This is a genomic window from Bradyrhizobium sp. GW821-FHT13H06 (assembly GCF_058803975.1).
Genome location: NZ_JBXAPN010000009.1, coordinates 40,754 through 64,961, shown reverse-complemented (window position 1 = coordinate 64,961; position 24,208 = coordinate 40,754). Strand labels below are relative to the sequence as shown.

25 protein-coding genes are annotated in these 24,208 nt (G+C 61.6%); 5 read left to right on the top strand and 20 right to left on the bottom strand.

Translation table 11 applies throughout. The annotated features are described in order from the left end of the window. Positions 1 to 464: 464 nt before the first annotated feature. From AC1RQP_RS30575 to AC1RQP_RS30530, 10 genes are all read right to left on the bottom strand, one after another. Positions 465 to 947, bottom strand: coding sequence for a hypothetical protein (locus AC1RQP_RS30575; RefSeq protein ID WP_492940485.1), 483 nt, complete (start codon positions 945 to 947; stop codon positions 465 to 467). A 47-nt stretch (positions 948 to 994) separates the two neighbouring features. Continuing rightward, on the bottom strand, positions 995 to 1,444 hold the full coding sequence (locus AC1RQP_RS30570; protein WP_492940483.1) for a hypothetical protein: 450 nt from the start codon (positions 1,442 to 1,444) through the stop codon (positions 995 to 997). Beyond that, entirely contained in the window at positions 1,420 to 1,827 is a 408-nt protein-coding gene (locus AC1RQP_RS30565; RefSeq protein WP_492940481.1) for a hypothetical protein, read from the bottom strand. The genes AC1RQP_RS30570 and AC1RQP_RS30565 overlap by 25 nt, the downstream gene beginning before the upstream one ends. Next, the gene (locus tag AC1RQP_RS30560; RefSeq protein ID WP_492940479.1) at positions 1,824 to 2,660 is read right to left on the bottom strand and encodes a M23 family metallopeptidase; all 837 of its coding nucleotides are present in this window, start codon (positions 2,658 to 2,660) and stop codon (positions 1,824 to 1,826) included. Before AC1RQP_RS30560 ends, AC1RQP_RS30565 begins: the two co-directional genes overlap by 4 nt. Further along, entirely contained in the window at positions 2,657 to 3,769 is a 1,113-nt protein-coding gene (locus AC1RQP_RS30555; RefSeq protein ID WP_239625482.1) for a WD40 repeat domain-containing protein, read from the bottom strand. Before AC1RQP_RS30555 ends, AC1RQP_RS30560 begins: the two co-directional genes overlap by 4 nt. 103 nt (positions 3,770 to 3,872) lie before the next feature. Then, on the bottom strand, positions 3,873 to 4,172 hold the full coding sequence (locus AC1RQP_RS30550) for a hypothetical protein (protein WP_239625484.1): 300 nt from the start codon (positions 4,170 to 4,172) through the stop codon (positions 3,873 to 3,875). Next, a complete protein-coding gene (locus AC1RQP_RS30545; protein ID WP_492940477.1) occupies positions 4,165 to 5,802 on the bottom strand; it encodes a portal protein in 1,638 nt (545 codons plus the stop codon). Before AC1RQP_RS30545 ends, AC1RQP_RS30550 begins: the two co-directional genes overlap by 8 nt. Positions 5,803 to 6,878: 1,076 nt before the next feature. Then, entirely contained in the window at positions 6,879 to 7,172 is a 294-nt protein-coding gene (locus AC1RQP_RS30540) for a hypothetical protein (protein WP_492940475.1), read from the bottom strand. A 49-nt stretch (positions 7,173 to 7,221) separates the two neighbouring features. Next, positions 7,222 to 7,689 (bottom strand): portal protein, encoded by a 468-nt coding sequence (locus tag AC1RQP_RS30535; protein ID WP_492940473.1) that lies wholly within the window; start codon positions 7,687 to 7,689, stop codon positions 7,222 to 7,224. A gap of 89 nt (positions 7,690 to 7,778) precedes the next feature. After that, positions 7,779 to 8,471, bottom strand: coding sequence for a hypothetical protein (locus AC1RQP_RS30530; protein WP_239625492.1), 693 nt, complete (start codon positions 8,469 to 8,471; stop codon positions 7,779 to 7,781). 159 nt (positions 8,472 to 8,630) lie between these two features. Here AC1RQP_RS30530 and AC1RQP_RS30525 point away from each other — a divergent pair, with 159 nt between their 5' ends. After that, positions 8,631 to 8,945: a hypothetical protein gene (locus AC1RQP_RS30525; RefSeq protein ID WP_492940471.1), complete on the top strand. Its 315-nt coding sequence runs from the start codon at positions 8,631 to 8,633 to the stop codon at positions 8,943 to 8,945. Positions 8,946 to 9,989: 1,044 nt separating this feature from the next. Here the strand turns inward: AC1RQP_RS30525 and AC1RQP_RS30520 are convergent. Both AC1RQP_RS30520 and AC1RQP_RS30515 read right to left on the bottom strand, forming a co-directional pair. After that, positions 9,990 to 10,565, bottom strand: a complete 576-nt coding sequence (locus AC1RQP_RS30520) for a portal protein (protein ID WP_239625496.1) — start codon at positions 10,563 to 10,565, stop codon at positions 9,990 to 9,992. Positions 10,566 to 10,611: 46 nt separating this feature from the next. Continuing rightward, positions 10,612 to 11,415: a hypothetical protein gene (locus tag AC1RQP_RS30515; RefSeq protein ID WP_492940469.1), complete on the bottom strand. Its 804-nt coding sequence runs from the start codon at positions 11,413 to 11,415 to the stop codon at positions 10,612 to 10,614. A gap of 38 nt (positions 11,416 to 11,453) precedes the next feature. Between AC1RQP_RS30515 and AC1RQP_RS30510 the strand changes: the two genes are divergently transcribed. Continuing rightward, on the top strand, positions 11,454 to 11,663 hold the full coding sequence (locus AC1RQP_RS30510; RefSeq protein ID WP_239625500.1) for a hypothetical protein: 210 nt from the start codon (positions 11,454 to 11,456) through the stop codon (positions 11,661 to 11,663). 151 nt (positions 11,664 to 11,814) lie between these two features. Here AC1RQP_RS30510 and AC1RQP_RS30505 read toward each other — a convergent pair whose 3' ends face one another. The 4 genes from AC1RQP_RS30505 to AC1RQP_RS30490 all read right to left on the bottom strand — a co-directional run bounded on the left by AC1RQP_RS30505 (position 11,815) and on the right by AC1RQP_RS30490 (position 16,735). Next, positions 11,815 to 12,693, bottom strand: coding sequence for a hypothetical protein (locus AC1RQP_RS30505; RefSeq protein ID WP_492940466.1), 879 nt, complete (start codon positions 12,691 to 12,693; stop codon positions 11,815 to 11,817). A gap of 315 nt (positions 12,694 to 13,008) precedes the next feature. Further along, entirely contained in the window at positions 13,009 to 13,785 is a 777-nt protein-coding gene (locus AC1RQP_RS30500) for an Ivy family c-type lysozyme inhibitor (RefSeq protein WP_492940464.1), read from the bottom strand. Positions 13,786 to 14,373: 588 nt separating this feature from the next. Beyond that, entirely contained in the window at positions 14,374 to 15,660 is a 1,287-nt protein-coding gene (locus tag AC1RQP_RS30495) for a PBSX family phage terminase large subunit (protein ID WP_492940462.1), read from the bottom strand. Positions 15,661 to 16,348: 688 nt separating this feature from the next. Then, positions 16,349 to 16,735: a hypothetical protein gene (locus tag AC1RQP_RS30490; RefSeq protein ID WP_492940460.1), complete on the bottom strand. Its 387-nt coding sequence runs from the start codon at positions 16,733 to 16,735 to the stop codon at positions 16,349 to 16,351. A 653-nt stretch (positions 16,736 to 17,388) separates the two neighbouring features. Here AC1RQP_RS30490 and AC1RQP_RS30485 point away from each other — a divergent pair. Continuing rightward, complete coding sequence (locus AC1RQP_RS30485) at positions 17,389 to 18,912, top strand: FAD-dependent monooxygenase (protein ID WP_492940458.1); 1,524 nt, start codon at positions 17,389 to 17,391, stop codon at positions 18,910 to 18,912. A 139-nt stretch (positions 18,913 to 19,051) separates the two neighbouring features. Here AC1RQP_RS30485 and AC1RQP_RS30480 read toward each other — a convergent pair whose 3' ends face one another. The 3 genes from AC1RQP_RS30480 to AC1RQP_RS30470 form a co-directional block, all read right to left on the bottom strand. Further along, the gene (locus AC1RQP_RS30480) at positions 19,052 to 20,671 is read right to left on the bottom strand and encodes an AHH domain-containing protein (RefSeq protein ID WP_492940456.1); all 1,620 of its coding nucleotides are present in this window, start codon (positions 20,669 to 20,671) and stop codon (positions 19,052 to 19,054) included. A 327-nt stretch (positions 20,672 to 20,998) separates the two neighbouring features. Further along, complete coding sequence (locus tag AC1RQP_RS30475; protein ID WP_492940454.1) at positions 20,999 to 21,634, bottom strand: imm11 family protein; 636 nt, start codon at positions 21,632 to 21,634, stop codon at positions 20,999 to 21,001. Positions 21,635 to 21,858: 224 nt separating this feature from the next. Next, positions 21,859 to 22,644 carry a DUF4261 domain-containing protein gene (locus AC1RQP_RS30470; RefSeq protein ID WP_492940452.1) on the bottom strand — a complete coding sequence of 262 codons (786 nt, stop codon included), beginning with the start codon at positions 22,642 to 22,644 and terminating at the stop codon, positions 21,859 to 21,861. Positions 22,645 to 23,453: 809 nt separating this feature from the next. Between AC1RQP_RS30470 and AC1RQP_RS30465 the strand changes: the two genes are divergently transcribed. Next, positions 23,454 to 23,654, top strand: a complete 201-nt coding sequence (locus AC1RQP_RS30465; RefSeq protein ID WP_239625517.1) for a hypothetical protein — start codon at positions 23,454 to 23,456, stop codon at positions 23,652 to 23,654. Further along, positions 23,618 to 23,878 carry a hypothetical protein gene (locus AC1RQP_RS30460; RefSeq protein WP_239625519.1) on the top strand — a complete coding sequence of 87 codons (261 nt, stop codon included), beginning with the start codon at positions 23,618 to 23,620 and terminating at the stop codon, positions 23,876 to 23,878. The genes AC1RQP_RS30465 and AC1RQP_RS30460 overlap by 37 nt, the downstream gene beginning before the upstream one ends. Here the strand turns inward: AC1RQP_RS30460 and AC1RQP_RS30455 are convergent. After that, positions 23,872 to 24,141, bottom strand: coding sequence for a DUF6894 family protein (locus AC1RQP_RS30455; protein ID WP_492940450.1), 270 nt, complete (start codon positions 24,139 to 24,141; stop codon positions 23,872 to 23,874). The two genes, AC1RQP_RS30460 and AC1RQP_RS30455, sit on opposite strands and share 7 nt — an antisense overlap. Between the last annotated feature and the right edge of the window lie 67 nt (positions 24,142 to 24,208).

Sequence of the window (24,208 nt, the reverse complement as noted above, 5' to 3'; positions counted from 1 at the left end):
GGAACGTAGCCGGTTATCTTGCTGCTACCGCGCTCCTGTGCTGCAACGTAGAATGTCGGATCTGTCATATCATCTCCTTAAATATGTCGAGTCAGTGCACACTGACGTTTCAGCAGATGCGCGTCGGTTGATCTGATCGAGAGCGCTTGCACGCAACGGTCGCGGAGCGTGCGCCGGATGCGGATCGGATCGCGCCAGCTTGGCTGGCCGCCTTGATGACAGGAGCCAACCGAACCGGTTTTGCAATCTAGGACGTAAGAATGGTCACCGGCCTTCGCGGAACGCCAGCCGGATCTCTTGGGGAGCAGCTCTAGTATGAAAGAGTAGCAAGATAGAAATCGTTAGATAGCCGTGTAGCGCCCTCAAACCTCAAGATCGCCGCTTCAGTCTCTCTAACTTTGTAGAACGCCCTGTTCCATTCTTGCGACCTCTTAGACTCCGGCTTGAGAAGATTCCCCGTGGGATCATGTATGACCGTGAGATACGCCAATCCGGGGGGGAAATCCCGGCTCAAAAGCACTGCTCTCGCAGGCGCTTATTGTGTGCATTTCGCCATTCTCTGCGAAATCGAACTTCTTGCACTTCGCAAGATACTGCTCGATCGGCGAAGCGTGGATGCGGAATCCCAATCCCGTAAGGCCCCCGCCGGACTGCGCTTTGATCATCCCTGCAGCCTGAATGATCACCAGGGTCGCAAGGAGAATCGGCGCGCTCCGAGGCTTGGGCAGAAAGGCGCAGACGATCAGCCAGATCAGCGCCACAACCGCACCAAATGCGCCGATCAGCAGCAACCAGTAGGACGCGTCCGGCAATAGAAACGTCAGGAAGCGCCCGCCGAACCAGCCCAGAAGGGTCATCGCTGCGAAGATGTAGGTCAGCCAGGGTTGCCGCCGGAAAATCTCTCCCCCGAAAGTTGCCCGAGCGGGCAGCGCCTGATCGGAATTCATATGATTCCCTCAAATTGGTTCACTTCGCCATCGAACGAGCGCCCGGGCTACGGATCGTAAATCACCTTCATGTCGAGCCGTAGCCGTGCCACCATTTCGTCCACCTCGGCCTGCCCCTCTGGATAGGACTCGTAGACAATCTTTGCCTTGAACAAGTTCGCAAAGTATCTGGGGTGAAGAGTCCAGCCGATATGGTGGTAAGCATGAGTATCGGTATAGAGGGACTTCACGGCCTTTCGCAGATAGCGATTGTCCGGCGTCGGCTCGAAGTACGGGTCGACCATGCGTTCCTTGTAAAATCCGGTTTGGGCCAGCAGGATGTCCTGCCAACGAGCCTCGTCAGCCGGCAAGGGCCGACAGGAGCCGCGCTGCAGGCGGAAATCTCCATCTCGCGTCTTTTCCATCGCGAAGTTGGCGCAGGATGGAAACGCGGGATCGGTGCTCTCATAGTCCCAGGCAACCAGACCTCCCTTCAGTACGTAGGTCCGATCGGACACGCGATGTCGCCTCCGGCGCTTCGAACGACGAAGCGACCGCCCTCCTTCAGCTTCTTCGCCGGCGATACGTCGGCATCCTTCTCGATCCGGCCGTCAAGACACAGGATTGCCTGATCGTCGCTGAGCGCGATTGGACGCTCGACAACACTACGGCAATAATCAGCCGCGCGATGGAATGCCGCCTTGTCGAACAAGTTCTCTTGGGCGCCTGACTGACCGAAGAGGAGGAGAGTGAAAGTGCAGAACGAGAGCATTCCTGTGAGCGAACGAAAGATGCCGACCACACCGACGCGCGTGAAGTTTCGTACGAGCATGCTGTTCGCCGCCTGGTTTCCGACTAGCCTCACGAGCGCACGCGCCAATGCATCGTCGCCGATAGTCACCTTGACTCCCAGCGCGATGACAATTGGCGAATGGCAGACCAGTCGCCGAAGCGATCTTTGAAACTGGCGGGTCGCCCTTCCGACAATGGATCATCTTCCGTCACGAATGGCACCGCGGGTAAGCCAATGGTTGCCTGCGAGTTGCCTGCCGTGCCGTGGCTCTGGCGCAGATAGTCCGCGATCATGCCCGGCAATCCGCCGGGCCGCGGTGCCGTTGCCGATTGAGCGGCGGCAGGGTCACCCGGCCGAGAATTCCAAGCGCCATAGCGATCGGCAACAACACCGTCGCGACTTGGAAAGCCCAATCCGCGCAGGGGAGCCAAAGTGACCGGCGCCCCGGCGGCGGCCGCCGCCTGAACCGGATGAGGGACACTGGTGTCAAATCCTGCAGGGTCAATCGTGGTGTCGCGGTTTACGGCAACGCCAAGAGCTCCTCCATTTCGATAGTCTCGTCCCAAGGCCGGGGTCGCATTTTCATTTTTAATGACCGAGTAATGCAAATGAGGTCCGGTGCTGCGGGCACCAATGCTTCCGACGTTGCCGATGATATCTCCGGGCCAGACGCGCTGGCCGGGCTTCGGCATCGGGCTGGCCTTCCTGCATATGAGCATAGAGCCCGCTTCATTCCTCACGATGACGGTGTTGCCAAAGTTGTCGTTGAAACCAGAGTAAACGACTTCTCCAGGTGCCGCTGCCGGAATCGGAGTGCCGGGGCGGGCCGCGAAATCCTGGCCTGAGTGGAATTTTCCGAGTTCACCGGTCATCGGATCTTTTCGCCTGCCATAAGCCGAGGTGCCGCGAAACGGCGGCCCGGGGTTGTAAGGATCACTCATTCAATGGCCTTTCCAATATCCAGTATCCATCCGGGCTGGCACTTGTCGTTGGCCGGATCGGGGCATTTCGCGCGTTCCGTCAGCCGCCACGACAGCAATGCGGTAGCGGCCGATGGGGACACATAAAGCCGAGGGTTGGTTTGACCGGCTGCCAGGGTAAACTCCTGCCGGAACAGCAGACGAAATGAATTGTCGCGAAGCTCCGCCGCGTAGCGCTGGTAGGGAACGCTTGAATCGTCGTCAGGCAGCTTCGGGCGGTCGATCGGAACGACGATGCCCATCAAGCCCTTGCCACCGCCTGCGGCCTGCTCAACCCGCTCCTTTAGTTGCACACATCGCCAATCCGCGATGCGGCATCTCACAAAAGAGCCGATGCCCTGAATTTCGTCCGAGAAGAGAAACAGAAACAGTGACTTCTGTTCAGCGTCGAACCACCCTGCGGTGACAGCCGAATCTTTTCGAATCTTGCCTCCTCCGATTCTCTTGCCCTGCGCGTCCATGACATCGACTGTATCGGAGTAGGCCACGAAGAACTTCGAGCTGTCGGGAGACCAAACGATTTTGGAGACCGGCCGCCTCGTCGTCGCGGGGACGCTGATGGTGCGCAACTCTCCGGCTTCGGCCGTCAATTGCAGCGGCTTGTCCGAAGCTACGGTCTTCATGTCTGGGGAGAATGCTATCCCAATGTCCGGACGTGATCGGCCGTCGAACGTCGCCAGGATCGCACTCTTGCCGGTCTCGAGCTCGAACTTCCGCACACGTCCGGCATCATCCTCAGGAAAAACGATGTACTGCCCGTCCGCTCCGCATTGGACCCATCTGGACCCTGTAGGGGAAGGGGCGGAGATCTTGGCGCTTCCATCGTATGCGTCGACATACTGACCATCCGTCGCGAGCAGATAGCGCTCCCGATCTCCGCACCACGCGATGAACTCGCCTTTCGGCAGCGGTGTATGCGGCAATTTCTCGAAGGTCGGAACGGCTGGAGGCTTGGCTGGCGGTCCAGGCGAAGCCCCTTCGGCACGGCACACAGTGGCCGTAACAAGCAATCCCAGCACAGCGAAAAAGAACGAAGAACGCAGATCAAGATCGATCGGGCAGAACCGCATGCAATTACTCAAGCCTTGGGGTGAGGCCACCTGCACAATGCCCATCACCAGCTAAAGAACAAACAAAGAACATTATTGAACGCTCTCGCCTTGGTTGCAAGAACTAAATGATCCCGAACCGCTTCCGCCGCTCCGCCGTCTCCGCGAGCTCCTTCAGCTCCGCCCGCGCTAGCTGGCCGTTGGCAACGACGCCAGCGAGGTGGTCCCGCACCTTGCCGACGATGTTGATGGCGAGGAACAGCTTTTCGCGACCGGCGGCGTCGTCCACCGTGGTGGCACGCCAGGCTGCGACGTAGCTCTTCTCGAGCGCCGCGAACGCCTCATTCAGGATTTCATCATCGAGCAATGCTTTGGCCCTGACTGCCCTTGCCGCCGCCCGCTCCAGAGTGCTCTCGTCAGACATTGCTCCCCTCCCCCTCGTTCGGCCGCCTTTTCATCTCGCGACGCGCCGCCGATGCGGCGAGATCGAGCGCGGCTTCCGCGACATCCATCCGATGCTGCTCCTGCGCATGCTCACGCTTCTGCTCGTGGCCAAGCGCCTTCAGATGCGCATCGAGCACCGCGATCTTCGCATCCAGGCCCGCCCTGATCCTGGCGATCTCGATCTCGGCTTGCATCTTCACCTGCTGGTGGATTGCATCGGCTTGCGCCTTTTCGCGCTCCATCTGCGCCTTGTGCGCGGCAGCGAGCTGGTCGGCCTGGAGCCGCGCCTGCAAGGCCAGCAGCTTCGGGTCGGGCGGCGGCTGCGGCGGTGCCGGGAGCGGATGCAGCAACTGCCCGGTCTGTGGATTGACGGCCATGGGATCGTTGAAGAACTGATCGGGATTTCGGTGCCCCATGATCCGGGTCAGCTCGGCCGCCGTGTTGTAGAGCTGGCGGTCGCCGACCAGGTTGAGCTTGCCGCCCGCGAGCAGCTCCTTCTGGACGTTGGCGATCGCCATGGTCTGGGCGAATTGCTGCGCCTTGCCGCCGGCGCCGAGGCCGACATTGATGGTCATGTCGTCGCGCGTCTTCCAGTTGCGCGGATTGACCTCGACCCAGGAATTGCGCAACCGCACCGTCTCCTGGCGCTGGCCGTGCTTGCGGATCGTGCCATGCAGCAGCGCGAAGATATCGCGCACGCCTTCGGCCATGATGCGCGCGATCAGCTTGATGCGCATCTGCGAGGCCGAGAACACCTGGGCGACCGCCGTCGCCGACTGGTTCTGCAACGCGTTGGCGTCGATGCCCTGCGTCTGCTTGCCGAGCCCGGTGCGGATCTCGAGCTCGGCGTCGATATATTGCAGCATCGGGTAGATCGACGTCGTGATGTCGGGCACCACCTGCCAGTTCAGCCCGCCCGCCGTCTTGGTGCGGACCACCCCGCCCGGCCGCGACACCAGCAAATCGTCCAGCGTGTTCGGCCCGGCATTCTGCTCGGCAACCTCGACGCGAGGATTGTTATGCAGATAGAGATTGTCGAGCGCGCCGCGCTTCAGCGCCGTCTTCTCGCGCTGCAGTGGCATGACGAGGTCGGCGATCGAGCGGCCGAAGAAACGATGGGTCACCGGCACCGGCGTGGTCGCCGCAAACGGCATCTCGTCGAACGGCGTGATGCAGTCCTTGCCGTCCTTGCGCAGGATCTCGGCCTGATCGCCGCCGGTGATCACCTGGTAGAGGCAGGGGCGGCCCGAGCCCTCGTAATCCATCCGCACATAGTGCTCGGTGATGCGCACCAGCCTTGCGGCCGAATTGGCGCCGCCGCCGCCCGCGGTCGCGGACAGATGCTCTTCCACGGTGTCGCGCGCCAGCGTCTCGATCTCGGTGGTGCCCGTATGGGGCTGCAAAGCCCTGATCTGCCCGGCATCGAAGCCTTCCGCGATCAGCTGCGCCTCGGTCTTGGTCACGACCTCGTGGAAGCAATAATTGCAGTCGCGGATGCTGCGCGCACCGCGCTCGATGCCGAACTCTTCGGGAGGCACACCCATCACCCGCGCCTGCGCAAGCTTGCGCGTGGTGACGATGGTGACGTCATGCGTGACAGGAGACCCCATCGGCGCGGGCGGCGCCGGGGCTAGCAAGGGAATGGGCATGTTTTGTTGAACTTTCGATCGCGCCGGGCGCTAATTGCCGCGAGCCGCCAATTTAGTTGGCGCTGCCGCGCTACAGCTTCAGACCGGAAGAGCAGTCTGCGTGGCGTACACCGAAGCGGCACCGCACTGACAGGCTCGACCTTCACTTATCTATCTCAGGGGTCCGAATACACCACCAAGGCCGTTCCAACTGCCGAAGCGGTCCGAGAGATCCCAAGGCGCCGCCCCGGGCGCCGGAAGCGAGTTGTCGAGCGACTGCTGGACCCGTATTGTGCCATCCACAAAGGGAATCGGCGCGGCCCTGAACGCTTCCGCGTCTGACGGGGCCTTACTTCCATCGGGCACCCGGACGAGCTGCCGTACCGGCCTCCTATGATCGACAGCGCCTCGCGCGGCGTCGTCCGATGACGCTGCAAACGAGCGCGTCTCGTAGAGCGGCCGTGACGAGACAGCCGGGCTTGGCACGAACTGTCCGCCAGTCCCGAACGGGCCATGCGTCCCGGCGTCCATTGGTTCCGAATTAAGGTAAATATTGCCACGGTCGTGCGCCGACGGATCCTGTGGCAGTAAACTGCTTGGCGGCGAGGCGGGATGATTTAGCGAGTTAAGAGGATCGCTACCATACAGCTTCCGCCAATAGGTAGGATTCGAATCGTAGAGGGCTCGCGCTTGCTCATATCCCCGAAGATTGAGCTCTCGTTTTATGCGATCGACATACGATTCATCGCGATTTAGCTCGAGCTTCATGATCTCGTTGGCCATAGCTTGAGCCGCTGCCCAAACCGCAGCTCCCTTTCCGACTTTGGTAGGCAGTCGCGACATATTCGCTCTCCATATCTTTTTTCTACGAATGTCGATCGACAGCCCTGTCGATCGAACTCAGATGGTTCGAAAGAGCAGCGTTGATCGAGGATCGTGGAATATTTCAAAATTGGGACGCGCCGTTTAGCGGTCGTGTCAGACAACCAAGGCGCAGCACACCCAAAGGTGCGGCGTCATCCGCTCGTTTCCGATACGAGGAACGAAAATGCGCTCGCTCAGTGGATAAAATATAGAACCCCTGCAAGCCCGGCGCAAAAAATCACCAGGCCGATCAGGGCAGCGAAAGTAGCCTCGACTTCAAGTCGTCCATTTTCGATGCGGCGCAAACCTAGCCAACCAAATCCGCCGGCGTCGCGAGCAGTCCCGACCTGGACATGGCCGAAAGATACAAGAGGCAGCACCAGTCGTGCCACGGCATAACCGACGCCCCACCAAATCAGCTCCAGAAACCACCCGACTACCATCTGATATTGGCTCCATGACGAAAACAAGAAGTCGTCGGCGATCACACATCACTGAGCAAAATCATACTGCCATACTGATCGCACCGACAACAGTTCAATCCGGCCGACTTGCTCCCAGCCGCATACAGTCCTTGTCGTCCCTGCCCAGGATCTCGGCCTGATCGCCGCCGATGATCACCTGATAGAGGCAGTGGGGCGCCGAGCCCTCGTAGTCCATCCGCACATAATGCTCGGTGATGCGCACCAGCCGTGCGGCCGAACTGGCGCTGCCGCCGCCCGCGATCGCCGACAGATGCTCCTCCACGGTGTCGCGCGCCAGCGCCTCGATCTCGGTCGTGCCGGGGTGCGGCAGCAAGGCCCTGATCTGGCTCGCGTCAAAACCTTCGGCGATCAGCTGCGCCTCGGTCTTGGTCACGACCTCGTGGAAGCAACAATTACAATCGCCGATGCTGCGCGCACTGCGCTCGATGCCGAATTCTTCGGGCGGCACGTCCATCACCCACGCCTGCGCAAGCTTGCGCGTGGTGACGATGGTCACGTCATGCGTGACAGGAGAGCCCATCGGCGCAGGCGGCGCCGGGGCTAGCAAGGGAATGGGCATGTTTTGTTGAACTTTCAGTTGCGAGCAGCGCCGAAACGCAGCCGGTCGGGCTAGTAGCCCCTGTCGCGCATGACATCCTGGATGAGGCCAAGAAGTCCACCGGGCCGTCCAGCGGCAGGTGATTGGATTGACTCTTGCGGCGCCGAAGGTGTGACCGACGCCCTCCAATCGTCCATCCCGCCACCTAACGGGCTCCTGTCGCCCGCGTTCAGATATCCCACAGGCGGCGCAGCTGCGGCGGCACCAATCGTGCCGCGGCCGGACGTCAACGTCCGCACCAACGGCGACGCTTCATCCAAAGGGCCCATCGCGCGCGGAGCAAAGAACATCTGCAGCCAATCGGCGATCTGCTCCGGCGTCATCGTCGTCGTCAACGAGGGCGACATGTTCGGCGTACCCACCCCTGCCCCCACGGACGTCACCTTGGGTGCCGCGAGCCGTGGAAGAAGCCCACCCAGATCGGGGAACGTGGCATTCAAGCTCACCGACGGGACGAACGTCGAAGCATTCCCGCTGACACCGAATCCGAGCGTATCGCGGCTGGTCATTCCAGGTGTAAGGAAAACGGTCTCCAATCCCGCTCCCGGCGCACCCAGACTGCGGTTCACGGTCCACCGCGGCGCCGTCGCGGAGCCCGGATTCCAGTAATACGTTCCGCCAATCCTGCCGATGGGCAGGAGCGGAAACGGCGCAGAGAACGACAAGCCATCCGGCCATCGATCCGGGTTGTGGCTTTCCGCCATCACAATCTCCTTTGTTGACCGCAGCGAATCTTTTGGCGATGTTGAAAGCGGCTCGAGATCCGAACGGCGTCCGACATGACCTTGGTATTGACCATCCTCGCAGCGATCTGGGTTTGCGGTCTTCTTCTCATCGCGGGGCTTTATCTCAATGACCTCCGCGTGGTGCTCAACAGCGTGGCGCCGGGCGCGCAGATGTCGATGCTACCCGCGCGCCCACGCTGGATGCACGAGACGACGGCCATTGTGTCGCTCGCATCACTTGAAATCCTGCTTCTCACCGTCGTGTCATTGACGATTGGTCGCGTCTTGAAGATAGGTCATGCTGCGTCGATCCGCATCTCCCAATGCGATCCCGCTTGCTTGACCGATACTGGCCGCCTTCATCTCGCGAACGCCGCCCGGCACGAGCGTCTTGCGCTCGCCTGGTCGATTGCCGGCATCGCATCGATCTTCGCGATCTGCTCCTTCGCCTAGCGGCGTGCCGAGCTGGCGCAAAGCATTGGATGAACCACAAAATCACCGCGAGTGAAGAAAGTGGAGAACCGCTGCAAGTAAGGCGCAACAGATCACCAGACCGATCAGGGCGGCGAAAGTGGCCTCGATTTCAAGTCGCCCCTCTTCGGTGCGTCGCAGACCCACCCAACCAAATCCGCTGGAGTCGCGAGCAGTCCCAACCCGGAGCCTGCCGAAAGAAACAAGAGGTAGCACCGGTCGTGCCACGGCATAACCGACGCCCCACCAAATCAACTCCAGAACCCAACCGACTACCATCGGATACCGGCTCCAACACAAAGCAAGAAGTCGTCGGCGATCACACGTCTCTGAGTCTAAATCGTACAGCCATACTGGCAGCACGGACAACAGTTCAATCCGGTCGGCCTGCTCCCGGCCTAATACAGCCCTTGTCGTCATTGCGCAGAACGACTGTCGTAAACTCTTCGATGATGCCACTATAGAGGTGTTTTGCCCGACGCGTCAAAGCCAATTTCGGATTTTCATATATGATCCAGTACCTGGCCCATGGTAGTAGCCGATGTTGCGCATGTAGTCTTGGATCATGCCGAGCAGTCCACCAGGGACGCCCAGTCGGTGTCCCTACGATCGCTTCCAGTGATAGAGGCGGCCGAGCTTGATGGGCCGACGAAACGAATTTGTGTAGATGGAGACACCTCTCGCCGCGGCGACGAAGAGGCCTCCGATCCAATGCGGCACCGCGCGCAATTGCGCCGGCGGTTTCCCGGTTCGCCCTTGGTCAATCGCATATGGCATTTTGCGCGACTTGGGCGCGCGCCTCATCCTTCGAGACGACCACTTGGCGGTCTCCTCTCCATGTGCAGCGTCCGCTTTCGGCGCTGGGGGCTCAGGATGAGGCTAAGAAGCATCGGTGCTCGTTGAAAATGCAGCCGCGCCCTCAAGCCTCATCCCCTGAGGGCCCGCCAACGGCGGGCGCCTCGAAGAATGGCCACACGCGAAATCGGCTCCATATGCGATTGCCCTGGGTTTGCCCCGACCTGAATCCTAAGACGTTGCTTGCAACGTATCTCTCTCGTCGGTCCCATCGTGCACCGTGTGCGCGACGATCTTCATCGCGCCGTTCGATTCCGCCACATCCTGGGCCAGCAGCGCGAACTGGTCGTCCGTGAGATCGTAATAGGTCTCGCGGCCCTCCTCCTCCCGCTCCTCCCACCAGACCTTGACGATGCCGGCCTTCGACAGCAGCGCGTCCTTGATGAAGGAATAGAGCACCATGAAGCCGCCGTTCTGCTGCATGAAGACGTGGTTGACGTAGTCCGTCTCCTGCTGTGCGGCCGCGACGTCCTCGGGGCCGACCGGCTCGAAGCGCACGACCTCGTCGGAGCCGGCGAAGATGTCCATCAGCTGCGGCATCAGGCCTTCGATGGTGTCGGCGACGTCGGTCGACACCGCGCGCGAGCGGCCGTCCTGCGCCGGCATGTCCTTGCGCATGTCGCCGAGATAATAGTCCATCGCATCCGCCCGCTCCTCGGCGAGCCGCGCCGCCGACATCGCGGCGAGCGCGTTGGCTTTCTCGGAGGCGAGCATCGCCTTCACTTCGGAAATCGACATCTTTGTCATGAAATACCTTTTGATCAAATTCACCACATCGCGTGGCGGCGCAGCTTCACCAGCGCGACAGGTACGGCACCGGCCGGGCGCCTGTCGTAAACACATCGGCCTCGTTCGGATCATCGCTCCGCGCCAACCGGCGAATGTCGCTGCGACGGACCGCGCGCACATCGATGGCGCTTTGTTCGGGCATGCTCGGAGCTGGCGCGCTGGCGGCCTGAGGCGACGGCGCGTCGTATCCATCTCCTGCGGACGCATATGCGGTCGCCGGACTCAATACCCCACCGAGACCGCTCCATCGGCCAAAGCGAACGGAAAGGTCCCAGGGCGCGTCTGGCTGGACCGATGTCGATGGATTCCTGCCGAGCACGCCGGAGCTCGGCAGGGGGATGCGGTACGTTCCTGCATTCGGAGCGGGAGAATACTGAAGCGGAGTTGCTCCGCTACCGAAGGCGCTCGACCGGCTCGCATTCTGCCGCGGCGGATCGTTCGCAATGTTTGCCGCGGCCGGGATGATCGCGCCCGCCGCGTCAACGGTCCAGTTCTCGGGGTGCGTGAGAATGTCGTTGATGAGCAAACCTTGAAGATAGGCACCGTGCGCGGCCCATCCTCCTGCGAGACTCCCCGTGGGTGCCAGCACCGCTCCGCCCGCGATTGCCCCATACGGACCACCAACAGCCTGGCCGCCGGTTATCCCCGCCGCGGCCCCGAGGACACCGCCCCAGGTCTTGCCTGCTCCAACGAGCCCGTCGTGGAGAATATCGCCGCGGGACGGCGGATCAAACTGCGAAAGCCTGTTCGATAACTCTCCTTTTCCGAACATTGCAATCAGGCGAACCAGCAAATTTTCGAAAGCCATTCCATTCCACCCATGTTACGACTCCAGAGGAGACATCAGTGAGATTGAAGATGCCGCCTCCTCCGGAACGAGAAAGCGCGGGTTGTTTGAAGACCGCCCTTGTACACTCCCTCATACTCGGCTTCTTCGGATTCTTCTGGTACCTCATTCTTGGACCCGAGGGGCCCGGACTGGTCCTCCTCTCCTACGTGGCGGGGCTCTCGGGCCTCGCATTCCTCAGGATTTTCGGGCGCGTCGAGAAGAAGTAGCGACTGGTGCGACGCCTGGATGTAACGTCATTCGACGAGCGCGATGGCTTTCTCTGTGGCGAGCATCGCCTTCACTTCGCTGATCGACATCTATGCGGTGAAATACTTTTTGGTCAGAACTGGTTCACCGCGACATCCGGCGGGCTAAGCTTCACCTGTATGGCAAGTACGGTACGGGCGGGGCACCTGACGTAGACACATCCGCCTCGTTCGAAACATCACGCCGGGTCAGCCAGCGAATGTCGCTGCGACGGACGGCGGGTGCATCGACGATGGTCTCTTCGGGTGCGTTCGGAGCCAGCGCGCTCGCGCCTGGAGGCGACGGCTTGTCGTATCCACCCTGGAGGGACGCATAGCTTGCGCTCGCCGGCCCTAACACGCCACCGAGGCTGCTCCAACGTCCGAAGCGATCGGCAAGGTCCCAGGGCGCGGCTCCTGGCGCGGGAAGCGAATTATCGAGCGCCTGTTGGGCTCGCATCGTTCCATCCAGAAAGGGAATCGGCGCGGCTCTCGGTGCTCCGGCAATGCGACGGGCCGCATCGGGCGACAACACGTTGGGCGAAGCGGGACGTTGCGGCCAGCTCGTGGCGCCGAACGCCGGCTCCACTGCCTGAGTCTGCAGGAGAGAAGGAATGGGTTGGCTGCCGGCGTCCCACGGCACGCGGCGGGGCGCTGCGGCAGGCCGAGACGCCGCGGCGCTTTCCATCTTCTTGTTTGCCCAGGCGATGACCCAGCTGGCTGTCTTGCCGCGAAGGAAGGCATTGGCCTTGATGGCGTTGTCGTCGAGAATCGACTCCACCGGCGTATTCGGATCCGCCTTCATCAATTTGACGCCGCCGCCCGGGCCGGCGAAGTGCATGAGATAGGTCGAGGTCGGCGTGACGGGGACGCCGGCTCGGCGAAGCCTTGCTTGGTTCTCCTCCGCATACCTGGCCGTCATTTCTTTCGAAATATCGGAATTCTTGCGAAGCTCGAGAATCTCGGCATCCGATTTACCTTCCGCCAACTTGGGCTTGTAGCGCTTGACCATGTCGAGCCAGGTCCCATTGATGAACTGCCCGAGCCCGAGCGCACTCGACGTTTTGTTCGGCTTGTTTGCCTTGTCCGGATTGCCGCTGCTCTCGGCCGAAATGATCTTGTCAAGAATGTCCATCTTGCTACCACAAATGAGAACAGCGGCCCACCAGGACCGCTGTTCAGTTCAGAGATTGATGTTTTCGGTGCGCCGGCGTCGGGAGAGCGTGCCCCCATTAAGGCTCGACCTTGTCGGCAATCGTCAATCAGCGATCAACACAAGAGCAGCCACACACCAGCAGGAGTTGCTTCGCGCTGCGACTTAACCGCATCATTTGCCGCTGCCCAGCGTTTCTCTCAGAGCCTTCTGCTGGGCAGCGCTTGGCCCGCCGAAATAGGAAATGGTCCCTTCATGAGACAGAGCTCCCCATGCCTGGGTCGCGTTGGGAGCAAACATGACAATCAGCTGGCTGCGGTTACAATTCTGAGACTCGCAGGTGTCAAACAACTCGTAGCCTGTGCCATCGATCGTGACATTGGTGACGGGCGACTCGACGCTCCAACCTTTTCCTCTCCCCATTCCCTGAGCCCACTCAGGCAGCGCGTCAGCATGATCGAGCAATGCATTCAACGCTCGCGCATAGGCCGGATTCGTCTTCATCATCTGGGACAGATAAGGTCCGGTCTTTGGCGGCGGCTCCGGGACGTAGAGCTGCCTTTTCAGCGCCGCCTGCTGCGCATCGCTCGGAGCTCCCAGGAAGGATATAACTCCTTTTTCGCTGAGCCCAGCCCACGCCTGCGTGCCGTTCGGCGCGAACATGACGACAATTGAGGTGTCGATGCACTTTGCGATACGCACGCACATGTCAAAGAGCTCGTATCTGGTTCCGGCGATTTCCTCGTGGAATCGCAAGCCGCTCACATAACGGCCGTTCTTCTTGAGAATTTCCTTGGTCCAGCTTGGAGCATTACCCAGCAGGGTCCCCAGGGATTGAACATAGGCAGGCTTTTGCAAGACCCCGGACAGATAACCAATGGCCCTCGCCGGCGGACAGGCCATGCACAACATGACCAAACCGATCGCCGTCCAACGAACCTGCCGTCCCATAAGCACTCCTTCGAATAAACCAGCTATGACCAGCCCACTACCACAGGTGGCGCCACAAATGTACCCATTAGGCGGGATCTGAAGAGCTGCCAGGTATCGCGATAGTCGCAGGTTCGAAAATCCTTCTTGATACGCTCGACGTAACCTCCTGCGGGTTCGTCTCTCTGATGAAGGGAAGCCACGCAGCAGAACATCCGGTGAATTCGAAGAAGAGCCAGTACAACAAATATTCCATCTGCCGAGAGGTCTATCCTCGGAATGACAGGCCGTGAACTATGGCCGCGCTCGCGAGCAGCACCAGGAAGCCAATCCCGAGCCCGCACCGGGCGGTGGCTTCCTGTCGCAATTCGATCCGTCCATCTGCGTCGCGACGGAAACACGGTCGGAGCGATGACGGCGCCGATGCACTGAACGGCTCGACATAGATCTTTCCAAATGAAAGGAAGGTCAAAGCAGTTCGCGCGATCGCGTACCCGATCAGCTCAACCAGCATTCGCAAGGCCGACATCGCAAAACTCACGCAGTGGTAGAGTCTGGGTAAACTAGAACGTAACGGGAACATATGTCAACCGCAGGGCACTGATCTCCTCACATCCATCCATGCTCCGCATACCGGATCGGCCGATTGAACGCCGCCACCCTGCCCGGCTGCTCGTAGCAGATCGCCATCAATCCCAGCGCGTCGGCAGCGTGGCTCGACCAGTCGTGCTCGGGGCCGAGACCGATGTTGCGCGTCTCGTCCTTGCGCTCGTGATAGAAGCCGAGCGCTTCGCGGCCGGGCTCGGTCGTCTCCGCGTTGAACCAGAGCTGCGGGCCGAGCCGGCGCAGCGCCTCGATCCGCATCATGGCCGCGCCCGGCCCCTGGTTCTTGACCGGCGGCTCGACCTTGAAGCCGGCCTCGCGCAAATGATCCTCATAGCGCTTGCCGGTGACGTTGTTGGCGGCCATGCCGTCGTGCGGCAGATAAAGCACGGCGTTGTCGTAGCCGCGCGAACGCAGCCAGTTGACGTGAAACGCCAGCACCTGGCCGACGCTCTCGTAATAATCCAGAACACGAATCTCGCTGCCGACCCACTGTACGATCCACATCGTGAACGCATCCGCCGCAGCACCGGCCCCGCCGATGTCGATGAAGGCGCGCAGCGGCAACAGCGGATCAGCGGCAACCTTTCCGATCCGTCCCTGCGCACGCGCTTCCGACAGCAGCGAGGCGAAATAGGCGCCCTCGAAGGCACGCGCATACTCGCCCTCCCAGATGTGGTCGTAGCGCTCCGGGTAGAGCTTTTGATCCAAGAGCCGCTCCTCCCCGAGCACGTCCGGAAACCAGGGATTGTCGCGCCAGTTCGCCTTGACCACCACGGATCCCTCGGGCTTGCGCCCGCGCAGAAAATCGTCGATCGCATCGCTCTTGCGCCGCGGATTCCAGCTCGCCCAGAGCTCGGAGTCCTTGGCGCGGATCGTCGGCCGCAGCAGCGCGAGGCTGCGTGCGCTCAAGGATTGCGCCTCGTCGATCCAGGCGATGCGAAACCCCTCCAATGATTTGATCGAGTCGGCCGTGTGATCCTGAAGCCCACGGAAGATGATCAATCCATCTCCGGGTGTCTCGATCTTGTCGCTGAAGAGCTTGAAGCCGTGACCGAGGCGCAGGCTTGCGATCTTGCCTTCGATCAGACGCTTCGAGGATTGCGCCAGCGTGCGCTGCGCCTCGCGAATGCAGACCGCGAGCGTGCCGCGGTCGGACTGGCAGGTCTCGACCAGAAGCTCGCCGAAGAAATGCGATTTGCCCGAGCCGCGTCCCCCGTAAACGCCCTTGTAGCGCGCAGGCTTGAGCAGCGGCTCGAAGATCTTGGCCGTCGGGATTTTCAGGATGGACAATGGATACGCTCGCTCGGCTCAGGGCAGTCCGATGCGCCTGCGCCACATCGCGGACCAGCCTTCGTGGTTCGGGGTATCGGATAGTGCTTGCTGAGCTTGATTGACACCACGAGGACGCCACCTCCGGAAGACGAAGGCCAAGATCCGTATCGCCTCTCGAAGTCGCTCTGCGACGAAACCGGGAACGAAGCGTCGGGAGTCCCGCCTCCGCGGACGGATAGTGAGAAGCGCCGGCCCGCTCCCAGCAGAGGCAAATCGCGACTTCGTCATCGCTCCAACCAGTGCTCAGACCATACATCAGGCTATCGACACCTCGCACGCATCGTCGGCGTGCTTGTTGCTGCCCCACCTTGCTGGCGCAATCAGCCGCTTCGCCGAAGCCATTCCGCATCCGTCGAATCGACGGGATGGCCGTGTCGGCGGCAGGTCGCAGCGACCGCAGCTCGCCTTCGTCCACATAGGGCGCCCTTTCTCAGACTCGGACGGCCTCCTTTGAACCACAGCAGATCCCGACGCTTCAAGGTCACGAATGTGCAGAATTTCAGGAAAGAACCATACTGGCTTCTGTTGGCGATCGTTCCTCACTCATAGGGATCATCGAAACGAAAAACCCGCGGCCAATTGCTCGGCGCGGGCTGAACCAACTCGAATTCGATGATGCCATTCTGCCAGCGTTTTGCCCGACGGGTCAACCGGCAATCGAGCCGCGATTGCAGATCGGGATCTCCGCCGTCTCGAGCGTCGTGACGGCGTCGCCGCTGTTCGAACTCGCCGGATGCACGATGATGCGCTCGATCCGGTGAATCAATTCCAGCATTCCGTCTTGGCCGTTCTCGACGGGCTGTGCGGCCTTGCCCCAGCCGCGATCGAGGATGGCATTGGCCGCCGAGACGCGGGCCGCCGGCGTTGCATCCTCGCTGCGCATCACGCCGACGAGCACCCTGATGGCCGTCCTGGTGTGGCTGCGCGCAAGCGAACGAATCTCGGTCAGGGTGCGCGCCCTCGGCGTCTTCCCCCGCGCGGGCAAGCGGGCTGGTGCAAGCTCGGGCTCGCATTCGATGGTGTCCTCGCTCACGAGAACGTCTCCCAGAGCACGATTGCGATGAGGCCCGCGAGCGCGAGCGATATCAGGTAAGCGGTCATCGTTCCTCCCAGTAAGAAAATGCGCGGCAGATCGCACAGGCGAGGCGCGATCGTTTCGGGCGCGAACCCTATCTCCGTCCCGGAGACCGCAGCGGCGCGGGCAGCGGGCCCGGCGCCGCGGGCCGGCACGTTCGCGCGTGCACGGCCAGCAATGGTTCGGACGGCGGCGCGCCGATCGGCGCTCCAGGTTTGACGAGTGCGTGGCCGCAATGCGTCGCCGCCGTCCGATTGCGAAATCGAGAACGAAAAAACCCGCGGCGGATTTCTCCGCGCGGGTCAACCAAACTCGTCTCGATGATGTCACTATGCCGGTGTTTTGCCCGACGTGTCAAACCCTGTGTTGTGCGCGATTGCCGTCGCACGAAGCGGACATGAAAAAGCCCGCTGCAGATTGCTCCGCGCGGGCCAACCACACTCGTTTCGATGATGCCATTCTGCCAGTGTTTTGCCCGACGTGTCAACGCGGCGGGCGCTAAAGCGGAAGCCCCTCCTCCCGGCTCAATATGTGGTTCGCAAGGGGCTTGCTTCAAGCCCCCGATGATCGCGTAGAAGCCTCGACCCAACAACGAGCCGAGGGGTCACGACATGCCTGTATCGCTTCCGACATCCCGGTCGCGCCGCCGAACGCACGCAAGACGCGCGGCAGCCAGCGGCCATGCGGTCATCATCGCCGGCGGCGGCCCGACCGGGCTGATGCTGGCCGCAGAGCTCGCGCTGGCACATGTCGACGTCGCCGTGGTCGAGCGGCGCGCGAACCAGGACCTCGTCGGCACGCGCGCCGGCGGACTGCACGCGCGCAGCATCGAGATCCTCGATCAGCGCGGCATCGCCGAGCGGTTCCTGCGCGAAGGACAGATCACTCAGCTTGCGGGCTTTGCATGGACGCGGCTCGACATCAGCGACCTTCCCACTCGCCATCCTTACGGGCTCGCGCTGCGGCAGAACCACATCGAGCGCCTCCTGGCCGACTGGGTCGCGGAGCTCGCGGTCCCGGTCTATCGCAACGCCGAGGTGACGAGCTTCGCGCAGGACGCGGCCGGCGTCGACGTCACGCTCTCCGGCGGCGAGACGTTGCGCGCAAACTATCTCGTCGGCTGCGACGGCGGCCGCAGCGTGGTGCGCAAGACCGCCGGCATCGATTTCGCCGGTTTCGATCCGACGCTCAGCAATCTCATGGCCGAAGTCGAGATGCGCGAGGAGCCGGCATGGGGCCTGCGTCACGACGCGCTGGGCTTTCACGGCCTCAGCAAGACGGAGAGCGGGCGCGTGCTTGTCGTCGTGACGGAGGCGACGCTCGATCGGAGCGGCCAACCCACCTTGCGCGATCTCAGCGAGGCCCTCGTCGCCGTGTACGGCGCCGACTTCGGTCTGCACAGCCCCAGCTGGATCTCCCGCTTCACCGACGCGGCGCGGCAGGCTGCATCCTATCGCAGGGGACGCGTGCTGCTCGCCGGCGATGCCGCGCACATCCATCATTCCGTGGGCGGCCAGGGCCTCAACACCGGCCTGCAGGACGCGGTCAATCTCGGCTGGAAGCTGGCGCAGGTCGTCAAGGGCATTTCACCCGACAGCCTGCTCGACACCTACCACGCCGAGCGACATCCCGTCGCCGCGCGCGTCCTGCGCAACACCATGGCGCAGATCGCCCTGCTCCGCCGCGGCGACGACGGCCGCAAGGCCGCGCGCGACGTGGTGTCGGAGCTGCTCGCCATGGAGGCGCCGCGCCGGCGCTTCGGCGCGATGATGAGCGGGCTCGACATCCGCTATGATCTCGGCGAAGGCCACGCGCTGCTCGGGCGCCGCATGCCGGATCTCGATCTGACGGTCGAAGGCCGGCCGCAGCGATTGTTCACGCTGCTGCACGGCGCACGCGGCGTGCTGCTCAATTTCGGCAAGCGCGGCAGCATCGACATCACGTTCTGGGGGAAACGCATCGAGATCGTCGATGCCGTTTGCGACGGCCCCTGGCAGCTTCCGGCCATCGGAGAGGTCGCCGCTCCCGGCGCGGTGCTGGTGCGGCCCGATGGTCATGTGGCCTGGGTGGGAGACGAGAGCCAGCGCGGACTTGCGAAGGCGTTGACGAGGTGGTTCGGGCCGGGTGGCGCGTAGGGCACGAACGTCTCATGCGCCGCCAAAACAAACAAGCCCGCGGCAGACCCGCGCGCTCGTTGCGAGCTTTTCGATGATGCTATTCTGCCAGTGTTTTGCCCGACGTGTCAAATTGACGGCTCTCGCTTCACCACAGACGTCATTCGGACCGAAGCAAAGGTCGTATCCAGCGCGAGAACCATTCCTCACTGTCAGTCTGCGGATTGACGGGGCCATCCACTCCGAAGATGGGTGGAGGAATAAGGTAGCTCGGCTCGTCCGCAAACACGCCGATCGGCTTGCTCGGTTGCGGCTGCTGGCTGCCAGCGGCCGGGACGGTCCAACTACCAAACCGCTCGTCAAATTCGGTAGATGATAGATACGGGACGGGCGCACTGCCCGATGTGAACACGTTGCCCGCGTTCGTCTCATTCACGCGGGTGAGACGCCGAACATCCTCGGGCGCGACTGATCCTGCGGCGGATGCGGGCGCGACCGCGAGATCTTTCGCGGGCATGGTGCCAGCCGGGGCGGTGGCCCATCCCCCGAAGCGATCGGCAAAAGTGCCAGCGGGCGCCTCGGGATCAAACGAGGAAGCTCCGCTCAGCTGCGGCCTGAAGGTTGATGCCAAAACGCCCCTGGTGCTGGCCGCGTTGTCAACGCTGAGTCCATTGTTCGATGTGCTCGGCGCAGGTGCTCCTGTCGAGAACACTCCTCCGCCAGGAGCGGCAGCGACCATCGTCGCGCCGGAACTACCTTCCTGTGCATTGGCAGCGCGCGTACCGGCCAAGATGGCTCCCAGAGCAAGCAGCCAGCCGGGAATGAAGGGAGCAGCTGCACCGGCCGCCGCCGCTCCGGCCAGCCAAGGAAGTGCATTGCGCACCACAGGTGTGCCGCCGGCCAGCGGATTGTCGTAATATTGATACGTCACTCCGGAGTGCGGGTCGGATTGGAGCACCAGCGGGTCTGATGGCGTGGCCGTTGTCGGGGGCAACTGGCCGAGCCGTTGTTCATTGGAACTTGGCGCTGGAAAGGCTGGCAGCCCGCCCATGAATCGTGGATCACCCCGCGTGAATGCTTCGTTTTTGTCTAGGTCGGAACGAGCGGGTGGAGAGAGGCCTCGCAAGCGAGTGTCGATCAGAGAGGGGACGAGCCCCGGCGCATCAGGGACAGGGTCGACGCCGGTGAATTGCAGTGAAATCGGATTGCCTTTGTTAGCGCGCCTTAATATTTCGATCCTCTCTGTCATGCTGAGACCACTCGTCGGCGACAAAAGCGGAAAAGCCAAGGCCGCATCTCGCCGACCGGCATCGTACAGCTGATCGACCGTTTCCTGCATCTGCCGGATTTGCTCTGCTTGCTCCGCGGCGTATGTCCCGCGATTTGAGAACCATTTGCGGTTCTCACCATTTCCTTCCTCCGTCGTTAGTCCTTCTGGAGTGTTGGGAAGCAAATGGCCGTTTGCTACCGCGTACTTGGCAGCGGCTACAAGTGCGTTCACATCGGAGGCTATCTCGTCCAGCGCACGCTCATCGCCCGCATTAGCAAGGTCGTACTTTGGAGACACCTTGAGAGTTTCAAGATACTCGGAAAATCCCTCGTGGTACGTTCCGAGATGTCCCCCCGTATGCGGGCTCGAACCAAGCTCCGTCGCCAGATTCTGTCTGGACGGCAACGTCACCAAATTTCGAATTCCATTGATATTAAATCGTTTTCCCAAGAGCCGGATGACCGGATGATTTGCAAATTGCTGCGGCAAAACGTGATGATCTTGAAACATGCGACCGCTACTTTCTGACGCAGGCCGGCATTCGAGCTGCTGGTGATCGCAGCCGGCTGGTCTGATCTGAAATGCTTGGTGGATGGCCAGCAGCGAGGGCCGGCCTCTTCGCGCGCGCTAGATACTGATGCGGTCACCGGGCCGACATCGCGGTCGGTGCAGGGCGCCTACAGGCCGTTCGGGTAACGGCGGCAGCATTTCGCATACTGCGAGGGCAACAGGGGCATCCGCCCCTGGTGTCGTGCAAATCTCTTCGGTAAAAGAGCGATCTTCAGACGAGCCCAAGAACGGGCAAGTCAGATCTCTACTGGTCTCAAGGCGCGGACCCTAGGGATTGAGGCCTTCGTAATTGCCGTAGGCATATCCGAAACTCAGGCCTTTGACACCGGCAGCCTTACAGGCGTCCTTCATTGTCTGATCACAAAGAATCCACTGCTCCAAAAAGCGCGGCCGGAAGATATGAGCCGAACCGATGGCCTCCTCTCGGAAGACATAGCGGGAAATTGTCGTACCATCGTATCGCCTGAAATCTGTTCCCTCGTCCAGGACTTGGACGATGGACTTTTCTTCGTCAATGACGTCGAGCCGGCGTATGATATCGCAAAGCCAATAAACGGGCGCACCTCCCTTCAGCGACCGCGTTTCGCACTTCAGAAACGCGACCCCCTCTCGATCCACGGCCTCGAGAACGCCCTTCATCCGATCGGATACGAGCCAAAAATCGTGAAACATCTCCCAATCGACCGGCGGCCGCCCAAGCGATTTGTCGATCAGCAGCCTTGGCGTTTCAGCTAGCGCAGGGAATCGTCGCTCGCCTCTCGGCGACCTGAGCACGCGGCCGGCGCCCAAGGCGGCAAGATTTTCCAATTCCCACCCAGGGCGCCTGCGAATCCTGAAATTCAGTGTGATGCGATAGAGCCTGGGCGCCTTTCTCTTTCGGCTGCCATCAGAAGGCGTAGCCATAGACGATCTCTCCGTTCGCATCGCTCATCATTTCGATTTCCATTCTCGCAGCAGAAATTTCGTCTTCGTTCCTCACGACGATGGGCGCTCAAAAATAAAGCCCGCGGAATCCCGCGGGCTCGATCCATAAAATCTTTCGATGTTACCATTCTGCCAGTGTTTTGCCCGACGTGTCAAATGATGGGCTCGCGAGGCGCACCATGCGGGATGCAAATTCTGAGCTATCATTGAAGAGAGTCTGCGACGTCATCGGTACATGAAAACACGGGCACCCCACTGAAGACCTGGGAATTCCGATACTGAACCGCGATCCGCTCGGTCGTGCTTGCACCGATCGTGTCGCCGTCCTTCACCACGTTGCCGTGCTCGACCAGATAGACGGAAAGTCCGGCCACCTTGTCGATCAGTTCGGACAATGTCAGCTTGGCGGTCTCGAACTCGATCTCGCGCCCTGCGAAGGTGGACAACCCGATAGTGATCGCGCCGATCTTCCTATCCGACTGGAAGGGAAGAATGTCGACCCACAGTGTAAAGGGATAGCCGGGAAACGGTGCAAAGGAGCGGCTCGACTCTTCTAGCCAAAGGGCGGACGGTCGCGCCACCCGGCCGTCCCAAACAACACCGCAACATTCCGGCATGGCGGCGATCAACGCGCCGACCACCGCGGTGGTGACGCGCGCGGCGACGAGAGGCTTCTCGTTCTTTGCCAGCGCCGAGACGACCAGGTGACCGCGATGCCGGGCGGCCACGGCCTTGCCCTCCGGCCATATCGTGGCAGCGCGTGCCCACAGAGCGGCATCGTCCGGTATCGGGGACGGCATCGGCATGACGGCAACAAGCTGGTTGCCGCAGCGAAGGAGCGGCGAGCTTGCTTTGACCTGTCGCTCGCCAGGATCGTTCGGCTCCGTCATCAAATCCGGATGTCGCGCGCGAAGGATCTTGGCGACAACAGACATGTCGGGCGTGACCGGTCGGTCCAGCAAGACAAAGGTAATAAACGAGTTACTCATGAACTGCCCCGCTGAACCCTTCCGGCGAGACGCACGTTTCGCCCAGAGGTTGATTCCTTCAATAGAACAAACAGAGAACAATGTCAATAGACATCTTGCACTCCTCCATCCGCAGCGAGCTCAACAACACTCGGAAGAGAGCACCACCTTTAAGCTCTTCGGGGGACGATCAGAGGGAGATCCGACACGTCTTCGAACAACATGCCCCTGAAGCTCGCCGATCTCCACGCATCCTTTAGAGTTCGGTCCCATATGACACATTGTTTCGTCGATGACTGGCCAAGGGGCTTTCAATGCTCCAGCCAACGCACCGCATCCCCCGTCACCGCCATCCTCCTCCTTCGGAGGCGCGTCCATTGTCTTCCATCCGAGAAACAGGTTGGATCGTGGTTGCTTCGACAGCTCGCGGCATTCGCGCACGAGCCGGAGCATGTGTTCGGCCCGCTCGTGCTTGGCGGGCAACGGCCGACGGATCCGCACCGCGCTCGATTCGCTTGCAGGCAAGAGCGCGCCCGCTCTCCCAGCCACCGACGTCCACGGACGAAAGCCCTGGCCGGTGATGCCGTGCAAGCGCATCCGACGTCGCCTTTGTTCAAAAGTGAACACGGAAATCGCGACGCCGCAAGATGAGTAAGCGGCTCAAGCGGCTGAACCTGCACCTGCGAATTTAATCCGCGCGACATATCATATGATGTGACTCGCTTTCGCCGGAAGCGTAACCTTGAGCCATCACCGCAAGGCCCGAGGCATCGATCGGTGATGAGAACGCCAATTGCGTTCCCGCCCGACCTCCAAGGAGGAGCAGCGCCATGCTGACACGGCGTCGGTTCAAACAGACCAGAACTCTGAACGATAGACTCGCGGACGAGGCCGCTCGCTGCCGCGACGAAGCGCGCGCGCTGGCGCCGGGGCGCCGCCGCGAGATGCTGCTGCGCCGGGCGCGTCAGGACGAGACCGCCATGCAGATCGAGGCGTGGCTGCGCTCGCCCGGCCTGAGGGCGCCGACATGATGCAGCAATATCGCGCTTATCTCGTCGGCGAGAACGGCGTCTTCCGTTCCGCCGAAGCGTTCGAAGCCCCGTCCGATTCCTCCGCCCTGGTCTTTGCGAAGCAGTACACGCGGCTGGGCAAGGTCGAAGTCTGGCAACTCGGCCGCAAGGTCGCCGTGCTGGAGTCCGAGCAGTCTCGGCCGCCGCTACCCGAGCCATCCCGACCGACACTGACGCGTCAATGATCGCGTGACCGGGATCGCGACGTGAGATCTTCGATCTCGAAGCAGAACTTCACCTGCATGATGGGACCGCCTGCGTCGCGAACGCCGATCGCCATCTCTTGCCGGCCGCCCGAGAACTGCGCGGAGAGCACCGCATCGCGCGCCATGTCGGCGACCGACTTGGCGGCCTCGGCCTGAACCGCGCGCGGGCCGGACAATTCCAGCCCCTCCTCGTCCAGCGCAATTCCGTTCTCGTCGCGAAGGTCGAAGTAATATCGGGGCATGTCCGCATCCTCCGCCGTAATAGGTCGAGCGGCGGACAAAGGTTTCCAGCGGGACGAAAAAATTCAC

What these genes read in the sequence shown, in the direction of transcription:
- AC1RQP_RS30575 (WP_492940485.1), bottom strand. Translation starts at nt 947, where the DNA reads ATGAATTCCGATCAGGCGCTGCCCGCTCGGGCAACTTTCGGGGGAGAG.
- AC1RQP_RS30560 (WP_492940479.1), bottom strand. Translation starts at nt 2,660, where the DNA reads ATGAGTGATCCTTACAACCCCGGGCCGCCGTTTCGCGGCACCTCGGCT.
- AC1RQP_RS30555 (WP_239625482.1), bottom strand. Translation starts at nt 3,769, where the DNA reads ATGCGGTTCTGCCCGATCGATCTTGATCTGCGTTCTTCGTTCTTTTTC.
- AC1RQP_RS30550 (WP_239625484.1), bottom strand. Translation starts at nt 4,172, where the DNA reads ATGTCTGACGAGAGCACTCTGGAGCGGGCGGCGGCAAGGGCAGTCAGG.
- AC1RQP_RS30545 (WP_492940477.1), bottom strand. Translation starts at nt 5,802, where the DNA reads ATGGGGTCTCCTGTCACGCATGACGTCACCATCGTCACCACGCGCAAG.
- AC1RQP_RS30535 (WP_492940473.1), bottom strand. Translation starts at nt 7,689, where the DNA reads ATGGGCTCTCCTGTCACGCATGACGTGACCATCGTCACCACGCGCAAG.
- AC1RQP_RS30530 (WP_239625492.1), bottom strand. Translation starts at nt 8,471, where the DNA reads ATGGCGGAAAGCCACAACCCGGATCGATGGCCGGATGGCTTGTCGTTC.
- AC1RQP_RS30520 (WP_239625496.1), bottom strand. Translation starts at nt 10,565, where the DNA reads ATGACAAAGATGTCGATTTCCGAAGTGAAGGCGATGCTCGCCTCCGAG.
- AC1RQP_RS30515 (WP_492940469.1), bottom strand. Translation starts at nt 11,415, where the DNA reads ATGGCTTTCGAAAATTTGCTGGTTCGCCTGATTGCAATGTTCGGAAAA.
- AC1RQP_RS30505 (WP_492940466.1), bottom strand. Translation starts at nt 12,693, where the DNA reads ATGGTCAAGCGCTACAAGCCCAAGTTGGCGGAAGGTAAATCGGATGCC.
- AC1RQP_RS30500 (WP_492940464.1), bottom strand. Translation starts at nt 13,785, where the DNA reads ATGGGACGGCAGGTTCGTTGGACGGCGATCGGTTTGGTCATGTTGTGC.
- AC1RQP_RS30485 (WP_492940458.1), top strand. Translation starts at nt 17,389, where the DNA reads ATGCCTGTATCGCTTCCGACATCCCGGTCGCGCCGCCGAACGCACGCA.
- AC1RQP_RS30480 (WP_492940456.1), bottom strand. Translation starts at nt 20,671, where the DNA reads ATGTTTCAAGATCATCACGTTTTGCCGCAGCAATTTGCAAATCATCCG.
- AC1RQP_RS30475 (WP_492940454.1), bottom strand. Translation starts at nt 21,634, where the DNA reads ATGGCTACGCCTTCTGATGGCAGCCGAAAGAGAAAGGCGCCCAGGCTC.
- AC1RQP_RS30470 (WP_492940452.1), bottom strand. Translation starts at nt 22,644, where the DNA reads ATGAGTAACTCGTTTATTACCTTTGTCTTGCTGGACCGACCGGTCACG.
- AC1RQP_RS30465 (WP_239625517.1), top strand. Translation starts at nt 23,454, where the DNA reads ATGCTGACACGGCGTCGGTTCAAACAGACCAGAACTCTGAACGATAGA.
- AC1RQP_RS30455 (WP_492940450.1), bottom strand. Translation starts at nt 24,141, where the DNA reads ATGCCCCGATATTACTTCGACCTTCGCGACGAGAACGGAATTGCGCTG.